At 56.0% G+C, this 24,922-nt stretch carries 17 protein-coding genes; 13 read left to right on the top strand and 4 right to left on the bottom strand.

Annotated elements, in window-relative coordinates; all coding sequences use genetic code 11:
- The first annotated feature begins 7 nt into the window (after window positions 1-7).
- The 6 genes from ACR0IO_RS20775 (at window position 8) to ACR0IO_RS20750 (ending at window position 10,097) form a co-directional block, all read left to right on the top strand.
- Entirely contained in the window at window positions 8-2,428 is a 2,421-nt protein-coding gene (locus tag ACR0IO_RS20775) for a GcvT family protein (protein WP_480744336.1), read from the top strand.
- Between the two features lie 481 nt (window positions 2,429-2,909).
- Window positions 2,910-4,490, top strand: a complete 1,581-nt coding sequence (locus ACR0IO_RS20770) for an ABC transporter substrate-binding protein (RefSeq protein WP_480744334.1) — start codon at window positions 2,910-2,912, stop codon at window positions 4,488-4,490.
- Between the two features lie 181 nt (window positions 4,491-4,671).
- Entirely contained in the window at window positions 4,672-6,237 is a 1,566-nt protein-coding gene (locus ACR0IO_RS20765) for an ABC transporter substrate-binding protein (RefSeq protein ID WP_480744332.1), read from the top strand.
- Window positions 6,238-6,458: 221 nt separating this feature from the next.
- Window positions 6,459-7,436 (top strand): ABC transporter permease, encoded by a 978-nt coding sequence (locus ACR0IO_RS20760; protein ID WP_155147931.1) that lies wholly within the window; start codon window positions 6,459-6,461, stop codon window positions 7,434-7,436.
- Window positions 7,433-8,383, top strand: coding sequence for an ABC transporter permease (locus ACR0IO_RS20755; RefSeq protein ID WP_480744329.1), 951 nt, complete (start codon window positions 7,433-7,435; stop codon window positions 8,381-8,383). Before ACR0IO_RS20760 ends, ACR0IO_RS20755 begins: the two co-directional genes overlap by 4 nt.
- A gap of 4 nt (window positions 8,384-8,387) precedes the next feature.
- On the top strand, window positions 8,388-10,097 hold the full coding sequence (locus ACR0IO_RS20750) for an ABC transporter ATP-binding protein (RefSeq protein ID WP_480744327.1): 1,710 nt from the start codon (window positions 8,388-8,390) through the stop codon (window positions 10,095-10,097).
- 80 nt (window positions 10,098-10,177) lie between these two features.
- On the opposite strand, the gene ACR0IO_RS20745 is transcribed toward ACR0IO_RS20750, so the two are convergent.
- Window positions 10,178-11,074 carry a LysR substrate-binding domain-containing protein gene (locus ACR0IO_RS20745; RefSeq protein WP_480744325.1) on the bottom strand — a complete coding sequence of 299 codons (897 nt, stop codon included), beginning with the start codon at window positions 11,072-11,074 and terminating at the stop codon, window positions 10,178-10,180.
- A gap of 107 nt (window positions 11,075-11,181) precedes the next feature.
- Here ACR0IO_RS20745 and ACR0IO_RS20740 point away from each other — a divergent pair, with 107 nt between their 5' ends.
- Genes ACR0IO_RS20740 through ACR0IO_RS20720 form a run of 5 tightly spaced genes read left to right on the top strand, consistent with a single transcriptional unit; the run spans window position 11,182 to window position 20,493 of the window.
- Entirely contained in the window at window positions 11,182-12,726 is a 1,545-nt protein-coding gene (locus ACR0IO_RS20740; protein WP_480744323.1) for a trimethylamine methyltransferase family protein, read from the top strand.
- Window positions 12,723-14,015: an aspartate aminotransferase family protein gene (locus tag ACR0IO_RS20735; protein ID WP_480744320.1), complete on the top strand. Its 1,293-nt coding sequence runs from the start codon at window positions 12,723-12,725 to the stop codon at window positions 14,013-14,015. The genes ACR0IO_RS20740 and ACR0IO_RS20735 overlap by 4 nt, the downstream gene beginning before the upstream one ends.
- Window positions 14,012-16,402, top strand: a complete 2,391-nt coding sequence (locus tag ACR0IO_RS20730) for a GcvT family protein (protein WP_480744315.1) — start codon at window positions 14,012-14,014, stop codon at window positions 16,400-16,402. Before ACR0IO_RS20735 ends, ACR0IO_RS20730 begins: the two co-directional genes overlap by 4 nt.
- Entirely contained in the window at window positions 16,399-18,810 is a 2,412-nt protein-coding gene (locus ACR0IO_RS20725; protein WP_480744313.1) for an FAD-dependent oxidoreductase, read from the top strand. Before ACR0IO_RS20730 ends, ACR0IO_RS20725 begins: the two co-directional genes overlap by 4 nt.
- Window positions 18,811-18,813: 3 nt before the next feature.
- On the top strand, window positions 18,814-20,493 hold the full coding sequence (locus tag ACR0IO_RS20720) for a thiamine pyrophosphate-binding protein (protein WP_480744311.1): 1,680 nt from the start codon (window positions 18,814-18,816) through the stop codon (window positions 20,491-20,493).
- A gap of 7 nt (window positions 20,494-20,500) precedes the next feature.
- Here the strand turns inward: ACR0IO_RS20720 and ACR0IO_RS20715 are convergent, their stop codons facing one another.
- On the bottom strand, window positions 20,501-20,722 hold the full coding sequence (locus ACR0IO_RS20715) for a hypothetical protein (protein ID WP_480744308.1): 222 nt from the start codon (window positions 20,720-20,722) through the stop codon (window positions 20,501-20,503).
- Between the two features lie 29 nt (window positions 20,723-20,751).
- Window positions 20,752-21,561 (bottom strand): helix-turn-helix transcriptional regulator, encoded by an 810-nt coding sequence (locus ACR0IO_RS20710; protein ID WP_480744306.1) that lies wholly within the window; start codon window positions 21,559-21,561, stop codon window positions 20,752-20,754.
- Between the two features lie 116 nt (window positions 21,562-21,677).
- Between ACR0IO_RS20710 and ACR0IO_RS20705 the strand changes: the two genes are divergently transcribed.
- Window positions 21,678-22,625 carry an ornithine cyclodeaminase family protein gene (locus ACR0IO_RS20705; protein ID WP_480744303.1) on the top strand — a complete coding sequence of 316 codons (948 nt, stop codon included), beginning with the start codon at window positions 21,678-21,680 and terminating at the stop codon, window positions 22,623-22,625.
- A 16-nt stretch (window positions 22,626-22,641) separates the two neighbouring features.
- The gene (locus tag ACR0IO_RS20700; protein WP_480744301.1) at window positions 22,642-23,772 is read left to right on the top strand and encodes an aminotransferase; all 1,131 of its coding nucleotides are present in this window, start codon (window positions 22,642-22,644) and stop codon (window positions 23,770-23,772) included.
- Between the two features lie 64 nt (window positions 23,773-23,836).
- On the opposite strand, the gene ACR0IO_RS20695 is transcribed toward ACR0IO_RS20700, so the two are convergent.
- Complete coding sequence (locus ACR0IO_RS20695; protein ID WP_480744299.1) at window positions 23,837-24,814, bottom strand: HpcH/HpaI aldolase/citrate lyase family protein; 978 nt, start codon at window positions 24,812-24,814, stop codon at window positions 23,837-23,839.
- Window positions 24,815-24,922: the final 108 nt, after the last annotated feature.

Here is a 24,922-nt window from a genome sequence, read left to right as displayed (position 1 = left end):
ATCGTTCATGAATTCACATAAGCGCGTTGTTGTCATCGGTGGCGGAGCTGTCGGTTGCTCGATCCTCTACCATCTGGCCTTGGCCGGGGTGACAGATACTCTTTTGCTGGAACGGGACGAACTGACCAGCGGTTCAACATGGCACGCTGCGGGCAACATTCCGACCTACGCAACCTCGTGGCTTGGTATGCGGGCCGGAAACTATGGTTGGCAGATGTACAAAGATCTGGCCGAGAAAGTCGATAGCCCGATTACCTATCGGCATACCGGCGCCTTTTGGCCTGCCCACACAAAAGAGCGGATGGAACTCTTCGGTCATATCGAAGGCATCGCCCGCAGCGCGGGGTTCGATCTGCATCGGCTGAGCCCTTCCGAGATGGACGCGATGCATCCGTTCTGGTCGCCGGATGACACTGTATTGGGTGGTATCATGGATCCTTACGAGGGCGACATTGATCCCAGCCAGCTTACACAGGCGTTGGCCAAGGGCGCGCGAGAACTGGGTGCTGAAGTTCGGCGGTTTTCACCGGTCACCAGTATTGCCCGCAAGCCAAATGGCGAATGGATAGTCTCAACAGCCAATGACGAAATTACCGCCGAAATCGTCATCAACGCTGCAGGGTTTTACGGTGCAAAAATCGCAGAGATGGCAGGGTTGAAAACACCAGTGATTACGTTGGAACACCAGTATCTGGTCACTGAACCTCTGGCAGCGCTGGAAGAGCACCCTGAACTGTTCCCTTTGGTGCGAGACCCTGACATCCGCTTCTATCTGCGGCGTGAGCGGAATGCGTTCCTGTTGGGATCCTATGCTCACGCTGGTCGCCCTGCATGGCCTGAAGACGGTCCCCCCGATGATTTTGCCCATCAGTTGTTTCCGGATAGTGTCGAAGACATTCTTGAGGTGCTGGAAGACACGATTGTCCATGTCCCGCTGCTGGCCGAGGCCGGTGCCCAGCGCTTTGTCAACGGACCTATTGCCTATGCACCAGATGCTTTGCCCCTTGTCGGTCCTGCAGTAGGGGCACCCAATTTCTACCATGCGACGGGCGTTCAGATCGGCATTACGCACTCTGCGGCCATCGGCAAGGCAATGGCCGAGTGGATTACCGAAGGTGAAACGGAATGGGATCTTGCCGCGTGGGACCCCCGCCGCTTTGGTGACTGGGCGACGCTCGACTACGCCCATGCGCGCGCATCTGAACATTATGATCTGCAATATGCGATCCCCTACCCGCATCGAAACATGGCCTCGGGGCGACCAGTGCAAAGGACGCCTCTGTACGAACAACTAAAATCATCAGGTGCGGTCATGGGCCAGATCGCTGGATGGGAGCGCGCATTCTGGTTTGAAACAAACGAATGCCCCGATACTGGCAAGCTGAGTTTTCACGAGGAACCGTGGCACGCCGCCGTTTGTCAAGAATGCCTGACAGTCGCCGAATCTGTGGGCGTGATGGATCATGGTGGTTTCACGAAGTTTACCGTAGAAGGCCCTGGTGCCGAGGCTTATCTGGACCGCGTATTTTGCGGAACGATACCCAAGCCAGGCCGCATAAAACTGAGCTATATGCTCACACCAAAAGGACGCATCTGGTCTGAGGCGACCATCGCCCGGCTATCCAATGACCGCTTCCTGCTGTGTGGCCCAACGCTCGCAAACCTTCGGGATTTCGACTGGTTGAATGCGATGTTGCCAGAGCACGGCGTTACCCTTTCACCCAGCCACGCAAAAGACGGTGCGCTTATGGTCATGGGACCAAAATCTAGGGATCTTCTGGCTCAACTGACTGATGCAGATCTTTCGGCTGAGGCGGCACCGTGGATGTCTGTCGCGGAAATACAGATCGCCGACTTCGATGTCATCGCGATGCGAGTTTCATATGTCGGAGAACTTGGGTGGGAGCTGCATGTCGCGAGTTCTGATCTGCCTGCGCTCTATCAATCAATCATGGCCGAAGGCGCGAAATTCGGGGTTACCCAATTTGGATCTTACGCGTTGAACTCGATGCGGATCGAAAAAGGATATCATGGTTGGGGTTCAGATTTTGGCACTGAATACACGCTGTTCGATGCAGGCCTGAGTGCTTTCGCCAGGCCTGACAAGGGCGACTTTCAGGGAAAATCCGCACTGTTAAATCAACAAAACAGCGCTGCCGAATGGGAATGGGTTGGACTGGAAGTCACCACTCCTTCTCCGTGGCCGCTGGCCTCTGAGCCAATCCTCAAGGAAAACCAAAACGTCGGATACATCACCTCAGCAACGCATGGCGCACGAACAGGCAAGATGCTTGTGCTGGGTTATATTCAGCGCGGAACCATCGCGATGGGGGAACAATGCGAAATCTGTGTGCTGGGTGAAACTTACCAAGCCACAAGGCATTCCCCTGCCCAATACGATCCGCAAAACAAGCGCATGCGCCAGTAAACTTCTTTGGTGCAGAATGCCATCGAAGCCCCCTACTAGAACCTGCCCGGGTAGAACGGGCGGGGAACCACTCCGATTGCGGGGTCTCAAGAAATTGCCTGGGAGTCCCTTCTGATCAGTATCGCTGGTTGCCGCATCGATCGCGCCTGTTGACTCACTCCCAGAGTTATAGACGACGTAATCAGGAAGGACATAGGCCACCCAGACAACCCGGCAGGCATGTGCAGAAAATCAAAAATACCAAACCGATTACCCCACCGACATTGGGTTTTGGCCGCTCGACCATCAAACCCGCCAATACAGCAACCCCCTGGTCTCACGCCCTCATATCTTCTTCTAAACCAGTACTTTCAATTCACGTCCCGAAATTCTGTTGTTGCAACTTTCTGATTGATTTGGATGATCAGGCGCATGTTGGCCGGAATAATCGGTCACCCGCATCGTGGTGCGGTTCATATAAATAAACTTGGGGAGACTAAAAATGGTCCTGAAGAATTTGATGCTTGCTGCCAGTGCAACGGCGCTGCTTGCGGCAGGCGCATCAGCAGAAACACTGCGCTGGGCACGTGCTGGCGATGCTCTGACACTTGATCCACACGCACAGAACGAAGGTCCGACTTCTGCTCTGGCACACCAGATCATGGAGCCGCTGGTCATGCGCGACATGACCGGAGCCATGGTTCCTGCACTGGCCACCGAATGGGGCCCGTCGGAAGAAAATCCGAACATCTGGGTTTTCAAGCTGCGTGAGGGCGTCACATTCCACGATGGCGCCGAGTTCGACAGTGAAGACGTTGTGTTCTCGCTGAACCGGGCGATGACACCGGATTCCGACTACAAAGAACTTCTGGCGTCGGTCAAAGAGGTTCGCGCGACCGACAAATACACGGTCGAAATCGAAACCGATGGTCCGAACCCGATCATGCCCAACAACCTGACCAACATGTTCATGATGGACAAAGGCTGGGCCGAGGCAAACAACGCCGTCAAGGTTCAAGACTATGAGGGCGGCGAAGACACCTATGCCGCCAAAAATGCAAACGGCACTGGCCCCTACAAACTGGTCAGCCGTGAGCCTGATGTGAAAACTGTTCTGGCGGCAAACGAGAACTATTGGGGTAAAGACGAGTTCCCGATGCAGGTAACTGAAATCGTCTATACACCGATCCAGAACGCGGCAACCCGTGTTGCGGCCTTGTTGTCGGGTGAGGTAGACTTCATTCAGGACGTACCAGTGCAAGACCTTCAGCGCGTTTCGGGTACCGATGGCCTGGATGTTCGTACGGCACCACAGAACCGCGTGATCTTCTTCGGTATGAACATGGGTGATGCAGACCTGTCGTCTGACAACGTCGATGGCAAGAATCCACTGTCCGACGTGCGCGTACGTCAGGCGATGTCGAAAGCGATCAACCGCGATGCAATTAAACAGGTTGTGATGCGCGGCCAGTCGGCTCCTGCCGGCATGATCTCACCACCGTTCGTCAACGGCTGGGATGAGACCATGGACAGTTCGTCCTCGACGGATATCGAAGGTGCCAAGGCTCTGATGGCTGAGGCAGGCTATCCTGACGGTTTCTCGATCACGCTGAACTGCCCGAATGATCGTTACATCAATGATGAGGCGATCTGTCAGGCAGCCGTTGGCATGCTGGCGCAAATTGGGATCACTGTGAATCTGGATGCCAAACCAAAGGCACAGCACTTCCCGCTGATCAATAACCTGGAAACCGACTTCTACATGCTGGGTTGGGGCGTTCCGACTTATGACTCGGAATACATCTTCAACTTCCTCGTTCACACAAAGGGTGAAAAGTACGGCTCGTGGAACGGTACGCGCTATAGCAACCCAGACCTGGACGCTAAGATCGTAGCGCTGGCATCGGAAACCAATCTGCCTGAACGTGACAAGCAAATTGGCGAAATCTGGCAGGTTGTTCAGGATGAACAGCTTTACATCCCGATCCACCATCAGGTGCTGAACTGGGGCATGAAGTCGGATGTTGGTACCGGTGTTGCGCCGGACGATACAGCCAAATTCAAGTACTTCACACTGAACTAAGGTTCTTAATTGAACTAGGCAGGCAGGGCGCGATTTCGCGCCCTGTCTTTTTTCCGTTTCAGATACCGATTTCTCTGAAATATTCTTTTCGCAGTAACAGGCGCGTGATCTCGAATTGAGATTTTCTTTACCAATCAACAAAAACCGAGAACACTTGCTGAATAAACAGGGAGTTTTCGCCATGATCTTCAGGAACAGTGCCATCGGCCTGACCATGATGCTTGCCAGCGCGGCGCAGTCCGCGGAATTCAAATGGGCCTCAACTACTGATCCGCAAACGATGGATCCGCACGCGGTGAACTCTGCCGCTGTGTTGGGGTTTCTAAACAACGTTTATGAGGGGCTGGTTCGTCGCGGCAAGGATATGAGCGTGGAACCGGCGCTTGCGGTCAGCTGGGAACCAATCGGAGATGGTGAAGGATGGCGTTTCAAACTGCGAGAGGGTGTTACCTTTCATGATGGTAGCACGTTTGACGCGCAGGACGTCCTGTTCAGTTATCAGCGCGCCTCTAACGAAGTCGCAGACACACGCAGCTGGTTCGCACCGATCAGCGAAGTGAAAGTGGTAGATGACTACACGGTCGACTTCATGACCACTGCCCCAAACCCTCTGTTCCCGTCTTCGATCGCGAATTGGATGATTATGGATCAGGGCTGGACCGAGGCAAATGACGCAGCACTTCCGGATAAGGAAACCGGCAACTATGCGACGATCAACTCTAACGGAACCGGGGCATTCAAGGTAACCGCGCGAGAGCCGGGTTTGCGCACGGTTCTTGAACCGTTCGAGGGTTGGTGGGGCGAACCTGAACACAACCTTACACGCGCGGAATTCAACCCGATCCAGAACCCTGCCACTGCGGTCGCTGCGCTGTTGTCCGGCGACGTTGACATGATCAACCCTGTGCCAATTCAGGACGTAGCGCGATTGCAAGGTAATGGGGATGTTGACGTCATTCAGGGTATCGAAGCTCGCGTGATCATGCTGGGTTTTGACCACGAAGCAGAGACTCTCAAATACACCGACGATGCGGGCAAACCTAATCCGTTTCAGGACGCACGCGTCCGTCAGGCGGTTGCAAAGGCGGTGAATGTCGATGCGATCCTTGCCACCATCATGCGCGGGAATGCCGAAGCAGCCTCGCAACTGGTCAGTCCAGCGATGAGTGGCTATTCCGACGCAAACTCGGATCGCCCGGCTTTTGACGTGGAAGGTGCCAAAGCTTTGTTGGCAGAGGCCGGATATCCGGATGGCTTCTCCTTCGGCCTCAAATGCCCAAATGATCGCTATCTGAATGACGAAGCTGTTTGTCAGGCCGTCGTCAGCATGCTGGCTCAGATCGGGCTAAAGGCGGAGCTTGATGCGATGCCTGTACGCAACTACTGGCCCGAACTTCGTGAAGATAACTACGATATGTACCTGCTCGGCTGGAGCCCGGGAACTTTCGATGCAGAACACCCGGTGCGATTCCTGGTTGCAACGCCCAACGAGGAAAAGAAACTGGGCAGCTGGAACTTTGGCGGCTTTTCGAATGCGCGTGTCGATGAACTGCTTCCGATGATCCAGTCGGAACTGGATGAGGGTAAACGTCAGGCCATGCTGGACGAGGTCGCGCAGATCATTCAGGATGAACAGGTCTATGTGCCACTATATGTCCAGCCACTCGTCTGGGGCACGCGCAACAACATCGAACTGACCCAAAGACCGGATAACTTCTTTATACTGCGGTGGGTTACAGTGAACTAGATACCTTTGTTCGATCAGGTGGGTATTGTCTTCAATGACGGTGCCCACCCGATAGTCAGACAAACCAAGAATGTGCCGACCAAAAGCACCAAGTTTGGAAAGCATGGGCCGTCTCAGAACCGCAATGCCGGAAAGCCACACTTTCCTGTCGTTTCCCTTTAGCGATTGCTTGACCATCCGGTCGGGGAAAGCATAGACAGGCGGATCAACGGGGAAAATGAATGTTCGCATATATCGTCCGAAGGATGTTCCAATCCGTGATCGTGCTGTTGGTCGTGGGTCTGGTTGCATTTTCGATGTTTCGTTTTGTCGGTGATCCAATCGACAACATGCTGGGTCAGGAACGCACACAGGCTGATATCGACCGGCTCAGGACTGAGCTTGGCTTGGATCAGCCTTTTCCGGTTCAGTACTTCAAGTTTCTGAAAGGTGCTGTTCAGGGCAATTTCGGCGTTTCTTATCGTCAGGGACGACCAGTTTCGACGATTATTGCCGAACGCGCGCCCGCGACGTTAGAGCTGGCCTTTGTTTCAGGTTTTCTCGCAATCACCATGGGGATTGCGTTGGGGGTATTCACCGCCATCCGACGACAAGGGATTGCCGCGAATGTCATCATGACCGTATCCCTGATCGGAGTATCCCTACCCACCTTCTTAATCGGGATATTATTGATCTACATATTCTCGGTGGAATTAGACCTCCTCCCCAGCTTCGGGAGGGGCGAAACCGTTATGATTGGCGGCTGGTCCACCGGCTTCCTGACAGCTTCTGGTCTAAAGGCGCTGATCCTGCCTGCTATCACGCTGGGTCTTTATCAAATGACGCTGATCATGCGTCTGGTCCGGTCGGAAATGCTTGAGGTGATGCGTGCGGACTATGTCCGGTTTGCCCGTGCCCGTGGGTTGTCGGATCGGGTGATCAACTTCCGCCACGCGCTGAAGAACACTCTGGTTCCCGTGATCACCATCACCGGATTGCAGTTGGGCTCGATCATCGCCTTCGCCATCATCACTGAGACGGTGTTCCAGTGGCCGGGCGTCGGTCTGCTGTTCATCAACGCGATCCAGTTCGTCGATATCCCCGTCATGGCCGCATATCTGATGCTGATTTCGGTTATGTTCGTTACGATCAACCTGATCGTGGATCTTCTCTACTATGCCATTGACCCGCGCCTGCGTGTCGACGCGAGGGCCACATGACCGACACTATCGAAACCCCCAAAGCCCCCGCCAAGTCGCGTTTTGCCAAATTCTGGGACAGCGACTTTGCATGGTCATTCCGTCATTCTCCGGTGGCTATCATCGCTTCGTTGGTGGTTGTGGTCCTGGTACTGGCGGCCATATTCGCTCCGCTGATCGCGCCCTACAACCCGTTCGATCCGGCGACGCTGAATCTGATGAACGGTTTTACTCCTCCGGGCACGCCAAATGCCTTTACGCAGGATACATTCCTGTTGGGAACGGATGATCAGGGACGGGATGTGTTTTCGACCATCCTATATGGTTTGCGCATCTCGCTGTTTGTTGGAGCCGCTGCTGTTCTGCTCGCCATGATCATTGGCGTGATCCTTGGTCTGATTGCCGCCTACTACGGCGGTTGGATCGAAACCTTCATCATGCGGGTCGCAGATGTGCAGCTGACTTTCCCTGCAATCCTCGTGGCAATGCTGATCTTTGGTATCGCCAAGGGGGTGACACCCCCGGAATACCGCAACGAGATGGCGATCTATGTTTTGATTATCGCGATCGCGCTGTCTGATTGGGTGCAGTTCGCCCGGGTCGTGCGCGGTGCGGCTCTGGTGGAAAAGAACAAGGAATACGTTCAGGCCGCACGCCTGATCGGGCGGGGTTCTTTCCCGATCATGTTCCGTCACATTCTGCCCAACGTGCTGAGCCCGGTTCTGGTGATTGCCACGATCTCGCTGGCACTGGCGATTATTGCCGAGGCAACGCTCAGCTTCCTGGGCGTGGGTGCGCCTCCGACGCAACCGTCACTGGGCACACTGATCCGTATCGGGCAGGGTTTCCTGTTCTCGGGTGAGTGGTGGATCCTGTTCTTTCCGGCCTGCACCCTTCTGGCGCTGGCCCTTTCGGTCAACCTGCTGGGCGACTGGCTGCGCGACGCGCTGAACCCCAAGCTGCGGTGATTTCATGAGCCTACTTACGATCAACGACCTGACGGTCGAATTCCCGACGCGCCGCCAATTGTTCACCGCCGTAGACCATGTGGATCTGTCTGTTGAGCCGGGTGAAATCCACGGTCTGGTGGGTGAATCCGGTGCGGGTAAATCCACCATCGGTGCAGCTATCATGGGTCTGCTGGACCGGCCCGGCCGGATTGCCAGCGGCACCATCAAGCTGAGCGGCGACCAGATCAGCGGTCTGGATGCTGATGCGATGCGCAGCCTGCGCGGCAAGAAGATCTCGATGATCTTCCAGGATCCGCTGACCTCACTGAACCCGTTGTTCACTGTGCGTGAGCAACTGGTCGAGACGATCCAGGCCCATCTTGGCGGAACCGATGCCGAGGCGAACCAGCGCGCCCGTGATCTGATCGACCGTGTTGGCATTCCTGATCCGGACACGCGACTGGATCAGTACCCACACCAGTTTTCGGGCGGCATGCGGCAGCGTGTTGTGATCGCGCTGGCCTTGTGCACCGAGCCGGACGTGATCATCGCGGACGAACCAACCACGGCCCTTGATGTGTCCGTTCAGGCGCAAATCCTAGATCTGATCAAGGAACTGGCGCAGGAACGTCAGGTCGGCGTTATCCTGATCACGCACGATATGGGTGTGATCGCGGATACGACGGACAAGGTGACGGTGATGTATGCGGGCAAGGTGGTTGAAACCGGCCCGACCTCGCAGGTTATGGGTCAGCCGACCCACGAGTATACAAAGTCGCTGATCGCTGCCGTGCCGCGCCCGACACTAAAACTGCACCGCTTCCCGCAGATCAGTTATGGCGGTCGTGAGACTCGGTTCGCGATTGAGGATATGGCCAGGCACTGGCCCAAAGTGGAGAATGACGCCAGCAAACCGGTGTTCGAAATCCGCAACCTGACCAAGAAGTTCCTGCAGCGGCGCGGCCTATTGCCGTGGGATCGCACCTATTTCACCGCGGTTGACGAAGTCAGCTTCGATATCCGCGCAGGCGAGGTGTTCGGTGTTGTAGGAGAATCCGGCTCGGGTAAATCCACCGTCGCACGCATGATTGCTGGGCTCTACCCCGTGGACGGCGGCACGATCAAATTCGAAGGTCAAACGGTCAGTGATCTGACTAACAAGGCCGCTCTGGATGCTTATCGCAAGAATATCCAGATGATCTTCCAGGATCCGTATTCATCGCTCAACCCCCGTATGCGAGTGGACGACATCGTGGCCGAGCCGATCCGCCATCACAAACTGATGGATGGGGCAGATATCAAACGCCGTGTTGATGAACTGCTGGATCAGGTGGGGCTGGGTCACGAGGCCGGGCTGAAATATCCGCATGAGTTTTCGGGCGGTCAGCGGCAGCGGATATCGATTGCGCGGGCTCTGGCCACGCAACCCCGGTTCCTGATCTGCGACGAACCCACCAGCGCGCTGGACGTGTCGATTCAGGCGCAGATCCTGAATATCTTGAAGGACCTGCAGGAGCATCTTGGCCTGACACTTTTATTCATCAGTCACGATTTGCCGGTGGTGCGCCAGATGTGCGACCGGGTGGCCGTGATGAAGCAGGGCAAGGTGGTTGAGCTGCAAGAGACCAATGAACTGTTTGCCAATCCGCAAACCGAGTATGCCAGTGAACTTCTGAGGCTCATGCCCAAACTGGATGATCTCTCGACCGACGGGCTGGGCGTTACCGAGTAGCGGACAGCCAGCCTTGTGCGACACATAAGACCTGACGTGAGTATTGCCGCAAATGCATTGCTCACGTCAGAAATCTACCTCTAACTCAGAATATGCTCTGATTGGCTCGATGGTCCAAATCCGCAAAGCCACTCGAACGCAATGCGGGTTTCTCGTCGAGTACTTGCGCCATCTCTCTGCTGGACAAAGTAACCGTGTGTCGGCGGCATCTTTTCCGAAAACAGACGGACGACTCTCCCATCCTTCAGATCCTGATCTATCAATGGCAGCCAGCCCACAATAGCACCCTGCCCCTCCGCCGCACCACGGATCAGCACATTAGCATCTTCAAAGACCGCGCCACGCGGGGTTCCGTGAATTCTGACATTCTGCGCAGAGAACCAGTCGATCCAACCCCAGTGATTTCGTTGATGCAGGATCGGAACACTTAGCAGATCAGAAGGTTGCTCAAAGGGGCCGAACCTCTCGACAAACTCGGGGCTGGCAACAGCAATGGGTTGCAGTTCCAGCAGCTTCAACGCCTCGCCGGGCATTTCGCTCAGGCGGTCCCATCGAATAACGATATCCGCATGATTTTGCTGAAATTCCCCGGGGCGATAACTGGGGACAAATTCAAGCTCGATACCCGGATACTGTGCCCAAAAATCACTGATCCGAGGCATCAGCCACCGTGCTGTGAATATGGGACCGGCCGCTATCCGAACCGATCTGCGCGGCACGGTCCGGAAACTCTCGATCGCGTCCTGCAAAGTGGTGAACGCAGAAGCAGTCGCATCAGCAAGCCGTTTGCCATCTTCGGTCAGAGTGACATTGCGCCCTACCCTGTCAAACAGAGATGTTTGCAAGTACTCCTCCAGCCCGCGCACATGGTGACTGATCGCCGTTGCGCTAACCGAAAGGTTCTCGGCAGCGGCTCGAAAACTGCCCAGTCTGGCGGCTGCATCAAAGGCACGAAGAGCTGAAAGAGACGGCAACATAGCAAAGCACTGTCAAGTTTTACTCATCTGTTGCTGAGAAAGCTGTCTTTGTAAAGTCAGCAAATCAATGGTCTGCTTTGGCTAAGCCAAAAGAGATCGGTCAACCGATGAGCGAGACTAAACAACGACGAGGACGCAAGTCCCGGATTCAACAGGCTAAGGCGCCTGAGGACAATCCTCCGGTCTGGCCGGGATTGGAAAGCGGGCGCTTCAAACCCCTGTCCCCTTCCGAAGCTACACTCATCGAAGAGACGGCCTTTCAGTTGCTGGAAACGCTCGGCCTGAGCCAGGCCACCCCATCGATGATCGAACAGGTCGTTGCAGCAGGTGGACAGACTACAGATGATGATCGCCTGCTGTTTCCACGAGATCTAGTCGAATGGGCAATCGAGGATGCGCAGCGCGGCTTTACTCTTTGCGGACAGGTGCCTGAAAATGACCTGAGGATCGAAGGCGCGCGGGTTCATATGTCCACCGGAGGTGCCGCGCCAGGAGTGTTCGATCTCGACACACACGAATATCGCGATTCAACATTGCAGGATCTCTATGACGCTGCGCGAATTGTCGACCGGATGGAAAACATCCATCACTTCAGCCGACCGGTGGTTGCCCGCGATATCGATGACAATGCAGCGATGGATCTGAACACTGCCTTCGCGTGCCTGAGCGGAACCTCCAAGCACGTGTCGATCTCAATCACTGAACCTCGGAATGTCCCCGAGATCGCCGAGCTTTGCTACCAAATCGCCGGAGGCGAAGCAGAATTCCGAGCGCGACCGTTCCTAACCGTCATGGTGTGCCACGTGGTCCCCCCGATGCGCTTTGCCGAAGAAGCCTGTGACGTTCTCGAGGCTGCCATCACTGCGGGCTTTCCGGTGCAGCTTATCAGCGCCGGCCAAGCCGGAGCCACAAGCCCGGCAACGATAGCGGGATCCCTTGTTCAGGCTGTTGCCGAGACACTGGCAGGTCTGGTGTTTGCCCGTTTGGTCGTTCCTAATGTGAAGGCAATCTTTGCCCCCAAACCATTGGTTGCTGATTTGCGCACAGGCTCCATGTGTGGCGGCGGTGGCGAGCAGGCCATCCTGATGGCCGGCGCTGCGCAAATGGGGCGATACTGGAACCTGCCAACAAGCTCGATCGCGGGGATCACGGATGCGAAAAGGTTGGACGCCCAGTACGGGGCAGAAAAATCCCTTGCCGTAACGATGGCAGCACATGCCGGTTCCAACATCGTCACGCAGGCCGCAGGCATGATGTCTAGCTTATTGGGGGTCAGCCATGCCGCTTACGTCAGCGACAATGACCTGCTTGGAAACATCCTGCGCACCATCCGCGGCGTCGAAGCCACGCCAGAGAACATCGCTGCTGACGTCATTGCCTCGGTCTGCAAAGGCGAAGGTCACTATCTGGGCGAGCAACACACATTCAACCGCATGAAATCCGACTACTTCTACCCAGAGGTCGGTGACCGCCGAAGTCCGCGTGAGTGGCAGGAAGATGGCGCTTTGCGCGTGGGTGATGTGGCCAGACAGAAAGCCCGCGAAATACTTGATCACTATTACCCGGCCCACCTGTCCGACGATCTGGATCGAAAGCTTCGGGCGCGTTTCGATATCCGGCTGACACGGGCGCAAATGGGGCGTCTATCATGAACAATCACGGCCTCTGCCAACGCGCCAGAGAGTGCCTTCCTGGCGGTGTCAGCCACGAACTGCGCTACCGGGAGCCTTATCCAATCTACTTCGAACGCGCAAAGGGCGCTGAAAAGTGGGATGTAGAAGGTAAGCGGTACATAGATTTCAAACTCGGTGCAGCCAGCCAAATTCTGGGTCATGCGCATCCTGAAATTGCCGAAGCTGTCGCACGACAGATGACACGGATGCCCTACACCGCCGATTGCCACCCGCTAGAGGTGGAATGGGCCGAATGGCTCTGTCGCCTGTTCCCATCAGCTGAACGGGTGCGCTTCGCTGGATCAGGCACCGAGGCGACGATGCTGGCGCTTAGGTTGGGGCGGGCGCATTCAGGTCGGGACAAAGTGCTACGCATAGACGGGCATTTCCATGGCTGGCACGATATGTTGCTGAAAGGGTCGAAACCCGGAACCAACTCGCCGCCTTCACTCGGCGTTCCCCAGATTGTCAGCGATCTGACCGTCGTAACACAACCCGATCTGGAAGTGATTTCCGACACACTCGAGAACGATCGCGAGATCGGCACCATCTTTGTGGAAGCGTCGGGTGCAAATTATGGCTCCGTACCCCTGCCAGAAGGTTTTCTGAGCGGCATCCGAGAACTGACTTCGAAAACGGGTCATGTGCTTATCTTCGACGAAGTCATCACGGGGTTACGTTGGGCACCGGGTGGACGTCAGTCACGCGATGGAGTGACCCCCGATCTGACGACGCTGGCCAAAGTGGCGACCGGGGGGCTGCCCGGTGGCGCTGTCGTTGGCAGAGCTGACATCATGGAGTTGCTGAGCCCCGGTGAAACGCGCGATGGCCTGTCACCGCCAGTCAGTCACAAGGGCACGTTCAATGCCGCCCCCATGGTTGCGGCCGGGGCCGTGAAAGCGATGGAAATTCTCTCTACTGGCGATGTTCAGAACCACGCAGATGCCATGGCGAACCGTCTGCGCGACGGGTTCAACAAAGTGTTCGGTGATTTGGATGTTCAGGCGCTGGCCTATGGCGACAGTTCTACCTGCCATCTCTATTTCGGCGGGACCACGATTGATGGGTTGGATGCCGCCGCAATCCGCAGGACCTCTCCACCACTGGTCAAAGGGCTGAGGGATGGGCTGCTGTCCCGTGGTGTTGATTTCATGTCCTTCACCTCCTGCGTCACCGGTCTGCCACACACACCTGAACTGATCGATGAGGCCGTCGACCATTTCCGCGACACCATTTCAGACCTCATCCGCGACGGAGTTCTTCTATGAAGCTTCCCAATCAAGCGCGCACCGTTGTGATCGGGGGCGGTGTCATCGGATGTTCGATTGCCTATCATCTGGCGCGCGAAGGCCGAAAGGACATCGTGGTGCTTGAGCGTTCCAAACTCACCTCAGGCACGACATGGCATGCGGCTGGTCTGGTTCGGCGCCTGCGGCCATCTGCTACGCTGACCAAACTGATCAACTATTCGATTGATTTGTATGGAGAGTTGGAGCTTGAGACCGGTCAGGCCACAGGCTGGACGCAAACCGGCTCTCTGACGCTCGCGACCAATGAAGACCGGCTGACCAACATCAAGCGTCAGGTTTCACTGGGCCGAGCCTTCGGGCTTGAAGCCGAAGTGGTCGATGCCAGACGTGCAAAAGAGCTTTGGCCCCTGATCGAAGTGGACGATGTAATCGGGGCGGTCTGGTCGCCGGCTGATGGTCGTGTAAACCCGTCAGATGTGGCGTTAGCATTGTCCAAAGGCGCACGGGCGCGCGGAGTTCAGATATTCGAAGATACTCGCGTAACTGGTCTGCAAAAGAAAAACGGACGGATATCCGGTGTTAAAATCGGTGACCATGTTATCGAAGCCGACGAGATAGTGATCGCCTGCGGGTTGTGGTCGCGTGAAGTGGCCGCAATGGCGGGCGCGCACATGCCTCTTTATGCCTGCGAACACTTCTACATCCTGACAAAACCTCTGCCAGAGATTCAGGCGCTTGGCAAAGGCGCGCATCTGCCAACGCTGAATGATCAGGATGCGTTCCTTTACGCCCGCGACGACGTCGAAGGATTGCTGGTTGGTTCGTTTGAACCACATGCGAAGGGTCTGCCACTGGATCGCTTACCTGCTGATTTCAGTTTTGATCTTCTGGACGAGGATTGGGACCACTTCATGCCGATGATGGAGAACGCGCTACGCCGCATCCCTGCATTGGAAAAGGCTGAGGTGCGGATGCTGCTGAACGGACCTGAGAGCTTTACGCTGGACAGTCAGTTCATGCTTGGGGAAAGCCCCGCAGTTCCCGGCCTGTTCCTGATGGGAGGCATGAATTCCACCGGTATCGCGCTCGCCGGTGGGGCGGGCAAAGCCATGGCTGAATGGATCATTGCGGGTGAACCGACGATGGAGCTGAACGAAGCCGATATTCGCCGGTTCAGCCCAGAGATGAACGTGCTCGGTGCTTTGGAGGCGCGAATACCCGAAGTGCTGGGTCGGCACTATGACAACCCCTACCCCGGCCGTTCGATGGAAACCGCGCGTGGCCAGCGCCGATCACCAATCCATACGGGACTGCAAGCGGCAGGTGCTCGCTTCGAAGCGCGTGGAGGTTGGGAACGTGCGGTGCATTTCGGTGGGGAAGCAGCGCATTTGCCTCTGACCTTTGGCATACCTGCCTGGCGAGATCAGGTAGGACAGGAAGTTCAAGCGTGTCGCACCGGTGCGGCCATTCTGGATCAATCCGCCTTTGGAAAAATTCTGGTGCAAGGGCCAGACGCCTGCGCCTTTCTCAACCATCTTTGCGCAGCACAGATGGATATCCCATCCGGTCGGATCGCCTATAGCCAGATCCTGAACACCCGTGGTGGCGTTGAAAGCGATGTCACAGTTCAGCGACATGGTTCAGATGAATATCTACTGATCTGCGGCGCAGGTGAGGTTGTGCGTGATATCAAACGGATGCGCGAAACACGGGGCCGTTTTCAGGTCGAATTCACCGATGTTACAAGTGGCTATGCCATCCTGGGTCTCGCTGGATCCAAGGCACGGGAAATTCTGCAATCCACAACATCCATGCAAGTTCCGGAACTGAAGCGGTTTCAATTTGCACGGGTTGAAATTGGTCTGGCCAGCGGTTGGGCTGGTCGCCTGAGTTTCACCGGCGAAGAAGGGTATGAACTCTATATCCCCGCCGACATGGCGATGGCGGCTCATGATGCGCTGACAGAGGCCGGTGCGGTTCATGCGGGTCTCTATGCCAGCGGCTCTTTGCGTATTGAAAGCGGTTTTCGCGCGTTTGGTCATGAACTGTCGCCCGGCATCACGCCGCTTGAGGCCGGGCTGGCAAAGTTCTGCGCCTTTGGCACAGGATTTGTAGGCGAAAATGCCCTGCAGGATCAGGCAGCAAAGCGACAGATTGTTTCCCTGCTGTTTGACGATCCAAACGCAATACCGATCCATGATGAGCCCGTTTACTTCGACAACAAAGTCGTTGGGCAGATTACGTCATCAGCGTGGAGCTATCGATTTGAACGCAGCATCGCTCTGGCTTTGATCAACGAGCCATTGGGCACACCCGACGTCGTGAATGGTTTCGAAGTCGAAATCGCTTGCACCCGCTTTTCCGCCAAAGCCTCGACAAAGCCCGCCAAGGAGGCGTTTGCATGAGCGACACTATCCGCACAACTCAGGTTGCCATCATCGGTGGGGGCATCATGGGGGTCGCCACGCAATTTCAGCTGGCTGAAAACGGTTGGACGGACACGATCCTGTTCGAAAAGGCCGAACTGACCAGCGGATCAACATGGCACGCCGCCGGGCAGATCGCCCATGCGGTTGGCAGCCGGATCATGGGCTGGATCAACAAGACGTCGATCGAGACCTACAAACGAGTTGAAAAAGAAACCGGCCAATCCATCGGCTGGCACGAAGTCGGCGGATTTCGCATCGCAACCACCGATGACGAGGTGGACTGGATGAAATCCATCATGGGGGTCGGCAAACTGCTGGACCTGCCTATGGAGTTGGTGGGGCCAGAAGATGTTGCAAAGGTCAACCCATTCTACAAGGTAGATGACGTCAAAGCGGCAGTGCGCACCTTTGAAGACGGGCATATCGACCCATCGGGTGTGACCATGGCACTTGCGGCAGCGACACGGGCGCGTGGCGCAAAGATTGAGCGCCATAATCGTGTGGTCGGCGCCAGCCGCAAAGGAGACATGTGGCTGCTCAGGACTGAAAAAGGGGACGTGCTGGCCGAGCATGTCGTGATCGCTGCCGGGTCATATGCTAACCAAGTCGGGGCGTGGTTCGGCCTGACCATCCCCAGCGTCTCATGCCTGCACCATTATCTGGTTACAGACACCGTGCCCGAATTTGCAAACCGTCCGGAATTGCCGGTCATGCGCGACAATGCATTCGGTGGCTATATCCGGCAGGAGCAGAGATCCGGGCTGATCGGCATCTACGAAGATCACGTCTGTCCTACGGTTTGGGAAATGCCCGATGGTGCGCCTTGGGCGGCTGAGAACGAACTTTTCGAAGCTGATTATGACTCGATTGGCGATTTCCTGATGATCGCATTCGACAAAATGCCGATATTGGCTGATCTTGGTATCAAACGGGTGGTTCGTGGAGCCATTACCCATACACCGGACGGGGGAATGTTGGTCGGTCCGTCGGGGGCCCCGAATGTCTGGCTGTCTTGCGGCTCCTCCATTGGTCTTGCCTGGGGTGGCGGGGCTGGCAAAGTCCTGGCTGATTGGATGGTTCATGGCGAGGCCGAAATAAACACGCGCAGTTTTGACCCGCGCCGGTATGGCAATTTCGCTGATGATCATTTCATCGTTGAGCGTACCAAAGACGAATTCAGGCGCCGCCATGATACGCCCTGCCCCGGCAAGCAGTTCCATTCGTTGCGCCCACTGAATCGGCACCCGCTGTATGATCGGCTTGCCGCAAAAGGCGCGGTATTCGGCGAGGTCGCCGGTTGGGAACGGCCCCGATACTTTGGTGAAGTTGGCGAGGACGAGCAGATTGGCTGGGGACACCAACCGTGGCATGAGAATGCCCAGCGCGAAGCCCGAGAGACCCGTGCAGCCGCAGGTCTCATCGACCTTTGCGCATTCGCCCAGTTTGAGATCACAGGCAAGGATGCAGGCAAACTCCTTGATCGGCTGTCTGCGAACAAGCTTCCACAAAAAGATGGCCGGATGAGCCTCAATCATCTGCTTACGGACAATGGACGCTTCGAAACCGAAATCACGGTCTGGCGCATCGCGTCGGATCGCTATTTCACCGGATCGCCCATCGCACGCGCCAATCCCGATTGCGACTGGATCAATTCGCATATCCATCCGGATGAGGATATTCAGGTCATAAACCGCTCGGCCAATTGGGGCATGCTGGCTTTGTCAGGACCTGCGTCACGTCGCATTCTGTCAGAGCTGATAGATGCAGATCTGACAAATGCCGCTTTCCCTTGGCTTTCTGGTCAAGAAATAAGCGTGGCGGGAATTCCCTGCTACGCTTTGCGTGTGTCATTCGTTGGAGAGCTTGGATGGGAGTTGCACGCGCCACTGGCCCAGATAGCGCAACTTTACGACGCACTATTCGAAGCCGGTGCAAAACATGGGCTGATCGATCTGGGCAGCTATGCATTCAACGGCATGAGAATGGAGAAGGCCTATCGCGCGTCCGGAGAGCTGACGACAGATGTCGGGCCCTATGACGTCGGACTGGATCGTTTCGTGGTTTCAGAGGGACGCGACTTTCTTGGGAAAACCGCTTTGATGGCAACAGAGCCGGGATGGGAGCTTCTTTATGCTGAACTGCATTCAGATGACATCGACATCCACGGCGGTGAACCCGTTCTGCTGAATGGACAGCCCGTCGGCCTGACCACCTCAGGTGGATACGGGTACACTGTCGACAAGTCTCTTGGCTGGTTGTTCGTGCGTAAAGGGACGCCGCACAAGGGTTTGTCCGTTCAGATACTCAACCGCAACTACGATGTAACCGTTCATCAGGCCGCATTGTTTGATCCGCAAAATCTGCGGCCCCGATCCGAGGACTAAGTGATGACTAACATGATCACCGGCGGAGAAGCCGTCTATCGCGTACTCAAAGCCAACGGTATCGACACGGTTTTTGGCCTGCTGGGTGGTTCGATGCTGGAACTTTATGATGCGATGTATCAAGGCGGCGAAATCGCCTATGTAGGCGCACGGGACGAACGCGCAGCCGGACATATGGCAGATGCCTGGGCCCGCATGACAGGGAAACCTGGCGTCGTGCTCGGTGCTCAGGCCGGTCCCGGTGTGGTCAATATCGTCACCGCAGTTGCCGAGGCTCATCTGGCCTACTCACCCATGGTGGTCATTGCCGGTGCCATAACACGCGCGGATCAATGCAAGGACACGTTTCAGGAAGTCGACCAGGTCGCGCTGTTTGCTCCGATCTCCAAACGGTCGGTGATGGTGACAGATCCCTCACGGCTTGTACCTATGCTTGAGGATGCATTCCGGTTGGCCGATACGGGCCGCCGTGGGCCTGTTGTCCTACATGTGCCCCGCGATCTGTTCGCCGAAGAGCTTCCTGATTTTGATCCCGCGCCGGTAAACATCGCCCGTCCCGGCCCTGCTTCGGATGACGACATCGCCGCCATTGCAGCGCTGGTGGCAGAAGCGGAACGCCCCGTTATCTTTGCCGGCGGCGGCTTTAAATGGAGCACTGGTCGCGAGGCCCTTACCAGTCTGGCGGAATCTCTCGAGATACCCGTGGTTGCCTCGACGGGCCATGCAGATGTAATGCCACATCGCCATCCCTGGTTTGCCGGGCAAGCAGGACCCAGAGGCAATCGCGTCGCAAGCCGCCTGACGAAAGAGGCGGATGTGATGGTCGTTCTGGGTGCGCGCCTTGGGTTCAACTCGACTTTCCATAGCAATGACTATGTCGGGGCCGACACCCGCATTGCTCATGTGGACATAGAAGGATCGGCGGTTGGGCGGTACTTCCCCGCCGAGATAGCGGCTCAGGGTGATGCCCGGCTCACGGCAGAAGCCTTGTGCCAAACGACTGCAAAACCAAAATGCGATGCATGGCGGCAAGCGTTCAAAGACGACATGGATACGCTTTGGACCGAGCGTGCCGAAGAAGCTGAAATTGACAGCCTGCCAATGCATCCGCGTAGAGCTTTGGCGGAAATTCGTGATACCCTTCCTGACAACGCGATTGTCACACTCGACACCGGAAACACCTGCCTACAGGCCGCCGACCGACTGGCGCACTACGCCCCCATGAGCCTGATTACCCCGTTGGATTTCGGCCTCGTGGGCTTTGGTCTTGCCGCCGCGATCGGAGCCAAGGCGGCGGCACCAGATCGACCCGCTATTGCCATCATGGGAGATGGTGCCGTGGGATACACCATGATCGAAATTCAAACCGCGATCAGTCATCAGTTGCCCATCACAATCATCGTTCTGGATAACGAAGCCTGGGGTGCCGAAAAGGCCTATCAGCAGGAGTTCTACGGTGGTCGCCTGCTGGGTGCGGAAATCCAATCCCCGCGTTATGACAAATTTGCTGAGCTTTGCGGAGGCAAAGGTATCTGGGTCGATGGTCCTGGGGCCATGGGTCCTGCCCTGAAAGAAGCCATTGATTCCGGCCAAACCACTATCATTCAGGCAAAAATTGACCCCGGCGCATTGATGACACTACGCAAAGATCTGTTCAAAGCGCCGCAAAATGGAAAGCAGTGATGGCCACCTAAGATTCGATTGTAATCAGCGCTGGAAATGCCGCTTTATCGCAGGTGCAATCCGGTTCACCTAAGATGGCGTTGGCAACAGTCGCGCCTTTTTTCAGGACGGTGAAATGCACCGTGGGCCGTTCTTTTTCGACTATCCGGGCAGCACTGGCCTGATCAACGGATCCGTTTTTGGTCGTCTTGCTGGTGAACGCGCTGGTAAAGCCTGACGACCAGATCACTTCCGGCTGATAGATCCGTCAATAGTGCTCTAAACACTGCCATTCCACTGCAAGAACGCATTAAACAACTGCTGCTGCGTGCTGATGCCCAGCTTAGAATAAGCGTTCTTTCGATGAGTTTTGACTGTAGGCAAAGCGATACCCAAAGACAGACTTATGGAAAGGCTCGAATGGCCCTTCAGGATCAATCCGACAATCTCGGACTCGCGCGGAGAGAGGATGTCGCTGGCAAAATCCTTCAGCACGACTTCGGTCGGTTTGTTTCCGGTTGCTGTCTTTGATTGCCGCGACCAGAGGCTTCGGAATGCAGTTGAAAACAACGAATGAAATGGGGCCAACCGATCGATCAAATCAGATGAGAAACCGCCCTCTTCGGCTGGTCGAGCAAAGCTGAGTTCCCCCATCGCTCCGTCACCCAGATCTACTGTCAGAGCCATTTCCTGCAGGCCAGCGGGCCAACCAGGGGTTCGATACCCGATTTCCTCTCCGTCCTCGATCAGAACCTCTGAACCTTCGGCAGCAAAAACCCAGTTATCCGGAGCCAGATCAATCATCCTATGGATACCCGGTGGCAAACCATCCAGAAATGCATTGTAGATCGGATTCAGCAGGTAGGTTTGGCGAACGTAGAGTTGCACCGCCTCTTTTGCCGCACCATCAGGATAGGTGTCGCCGAGATAGACAGGTGCCCGCCCCTTGCGATTAACAACACAGAAGGCTGCTGAAAACGTCAGCACCCGACCTGCCGCCTTGATCATATCCGATGCGTCACCATCGCCTTCGATCACCCGGCAAAGGGCGCGATTCAAATTCTCGATTTCGGTGTCTTTGTAATTCACGTCACCCTCACAGCGAAGCCGCAGTAGCACGAGCAGGCTCGCAGCGCATCATCCTTGAGGATGATAGTGGCGGAACGTTCAATTTCTTAGAAGTGCATCAAAGAAGGAAATCCGCAATGAACTCTCATCCGCTTGTTCTAGATGCCGAAGCTGTCGATCAGCTGTTGCCACAAATTGACGTCCTGCAGGAGATGCGCCAGCTTTTTGTCGAGCTTGGCCGCAAGCAGGCAGTGCAACCTGCGCAAACCCTGACCTTGCTGCCTGAAGACAAGGGTGACTTTATCACTTATCTGGGGGCTGCATCCGGTGCGGGTACTTTTGGCGCCAAACTATCCCCCTACCTTATCCAGGAGAATGGGCCCATCATCACCGCATGGACGATACTGATGTCCATGCAGAGCGGGCAGCCGTTGATGCTGTGCGATTCTGGCCGCCTTACGACCGAGCGGACAGCCGCAACCACTGCGCTGGCTGTTGATCTGCTTGCTGACAAAGCCGCCCAACGCGTAGCGATCATTGGGTCCGGTGCGATAGCACAGGCCCATTGGCGTCACATACAAACACTGAGAGACTGGCAAGAGGTTTGCATCTACTCCCCGAACCTGGCCGCCAATCAGAAACTGCAATCGGAGTGGCAGGAGCTCTGCCCTGCCATCACTTTTGCCGCCAGCGCAGAAGTCGCAGCTCTCAATTCGGACGTAGTGATGCTCTGCACCTCATCCGGAACGTCCGTGCTGGATGATGAAGCTATTGCGCCACATGCGTTGGTAACCTCGATCAGCACCAACGTCGCTCTGGCGCACGAGATTACACCCTCGTTCCTGCCCGCTGCGCAAGTCTACTGTGACTACCGCGAAACCACTCCTTCTACCGCAGGTGAGATGCTGATCGCGGCGCGTGACCATGGCTGGAACGCCCAACAGGTCAAAGGGGATCTGGCAGAACTGGCCACAAGTTCTTGCGAACTGCCAGGCGCCGATAAACCTGTCTTCTTTCGGTCAGTGGGCCTGGGTCTGGAAGACATCGCCATCGCAAATGCCATCTATCGCGCCGCCCGCGCCTGAAAAAAGGACAGATCACATGCATATCGAACCCTTTGGCGTCGAAATCTGGATGAACGAGTGGGAGACCAAATGCGAATTGAACCTCGCCGAAACATGTGTGGAAAGCCTGACGATTGAGGAATTGCTCAAGCTTGCGGGCAAAAACCATACGGATCTGTCCGATCTGTTGACGATGAAAATGACATACGGAGCGATTGAGGGGTCGGATCGTCTGCGTCGCGCCATCGCTGCGCTCTATGATCGACAAAAGGTCGAGAATACAATCGTTACGCATGGAACCATCGGCGCCAACATGCTGATGCACAAAACGCTGGTGTCTGCTGGGGATCATGTCGTTGCAGTCGTACCAACATATCAGCAGCATTATTCGATACCGGCCAGCATTGGCGCTGACGTTCATCAGTTGAAACTGCGCGAAGAGAACGGGTTTCTTCCCGATTTGGATGAGCTTCGTGCGCTGGTAACCCCCGACACCCGCCTGATTGCGATCAACAACCCCAACAACCCGACGGGTGCCCTGATGGATCGCTCTATGCTGGAAGAAATCGCAGAAATAGCGCGCGAAGCTGACGCATGGATCCTGTGCGACGAGGTTTATCGCGGGACGGATCAGAGCGGTTCGGGCATGACCGACTCAATCGCCGATATCTACGAAAAAGGCATCTCTACCGCTGGCATGTCCAAAGCCTATTCATTGGCAGGGCTGCGTCTGGGTTGGATTGTCGGTCCGACCGACGTGATTGAGCAGGTTTCGATCCATCGGGACTATGACACAATCTCGGTCGGAATGATCGACGATCATTTTGCAGCGCTGGCGTTGGAGAACCGGGATCAGGTTCTGGCGCGCAGCCAGTCCATCACGCGCGGGAACCTCGCAATCCTGCGGGACTGGGTTGCGCAGGAACCGTTGATATCCTGGATCGAACCCAAGTCCGGAACTACAGCCCTGCTCAAATATGAATTGCCGATCACCTCCCGCGAGTTCTGCGTTGGGTTGCTGAAAAAAACTGGCGTCATGTTTACACCGGGTTCGGCACTGGGCATGGAGGGATATGTCCGCATTGGTTATGCCAACAACCCCGACATCCTGAAGAAGGGTCTGGCACTCGTTTCAGACTATCTGTCCGATATGAGTGCCGAAGCGTAAGCTAACCGGTAACGCATTCAAAGAGGCGGACGTCCAAACCGTTATCCGCCTCTTTGACTAATGATCAGGCAGCTGCGATCTGCCGGGCCTTTTCTACCATTACCTCGGCCTGACGGATCGAGGCATAGTCAATCAGGCGACCATCCAGCGAAACGGCACCTTTGCCTGCTGCTTCGGCTTCGGCCATTGCCTCAAGAATGCGCTGTGCCTTGGTCACTTCGGCGTCGCCGGGTGACATCACTTCATTTGCGAGTGCAATCTGGCTGGGGTGGATCGCCCATTTTCCTTCGCAGCCCAGAACTGCTGCTCGTTTCGCAGCCGCCTTGTAACCCTCTGGATCCTGAAAATCACCGAATGGACCATCGATGGGGCGCAAACCGTTGGCACGGGCTGCAACAACCATACGTGCCAACGCATAGTGCCACATGTCACCCCAATGTGTTGCGCGATGCGCTTCGGCATCCGGGTCTGTCAGAACCGAATAGTCCGGATTTACACCGCCAATGATTGTTGTACGCGCACGGGTGGAGGCCGCATAATCCGCAACCCCGAAATGCAGGCTCTCGTTCCGTTTGGACGCAGCCGCTATCTCACTGACATTCTGCATGCCAAGGGCGGTTTCGATGATGTGTTCGAAACCGATGCGCTTTTTGTAGCCCATCGCATCTTCGATCTGCGTGACCATCATGTCAACCGCGTAAACGTCAGCTGCAGTGCCAACCTTGGGGATCATGATCAGGTCCAGCCGCTCACCGGCCCGCTCCACCACATCAACAACGTCGCGGTACATGTAGTGGGTATCCAGACCATTGATCCGCACCGACATGGTCTTGTTGCCCCAATCGATATCGTTCAGCGCCTCGATGATGTTCTTGCGCGCCTGTTCCTTCTCATCTGGTGCGACAGCATCCTCCAGATCAAGGAAAATGACGTCTACGTCTGACTGTGCTGCCTTTTCGAACATGCCGGGCTGACTGCCGGGAACAGCCAGTTCGCTGCGGTTCAGGCGGGCTGGCGCCTGATCAATGGAATGAAAGCTCATACGTTCGGATCCTTCGACTTACAGGTTTGGATATATAGGGAAACGTTTGCAGAGTTCTGCGACCTCGGCTTTGACCTTGGCCTCGACCGCGCCGTTGCCGTCTTCGCC

The organism is Ruegeria sp. CE12, from assembly GCF_056537525.1.
The sequence above is the reverse complement of the archived record's forward strand: the minus strand, read 5'-3'. Positions and strand labels throughout refer to the sequence as shown.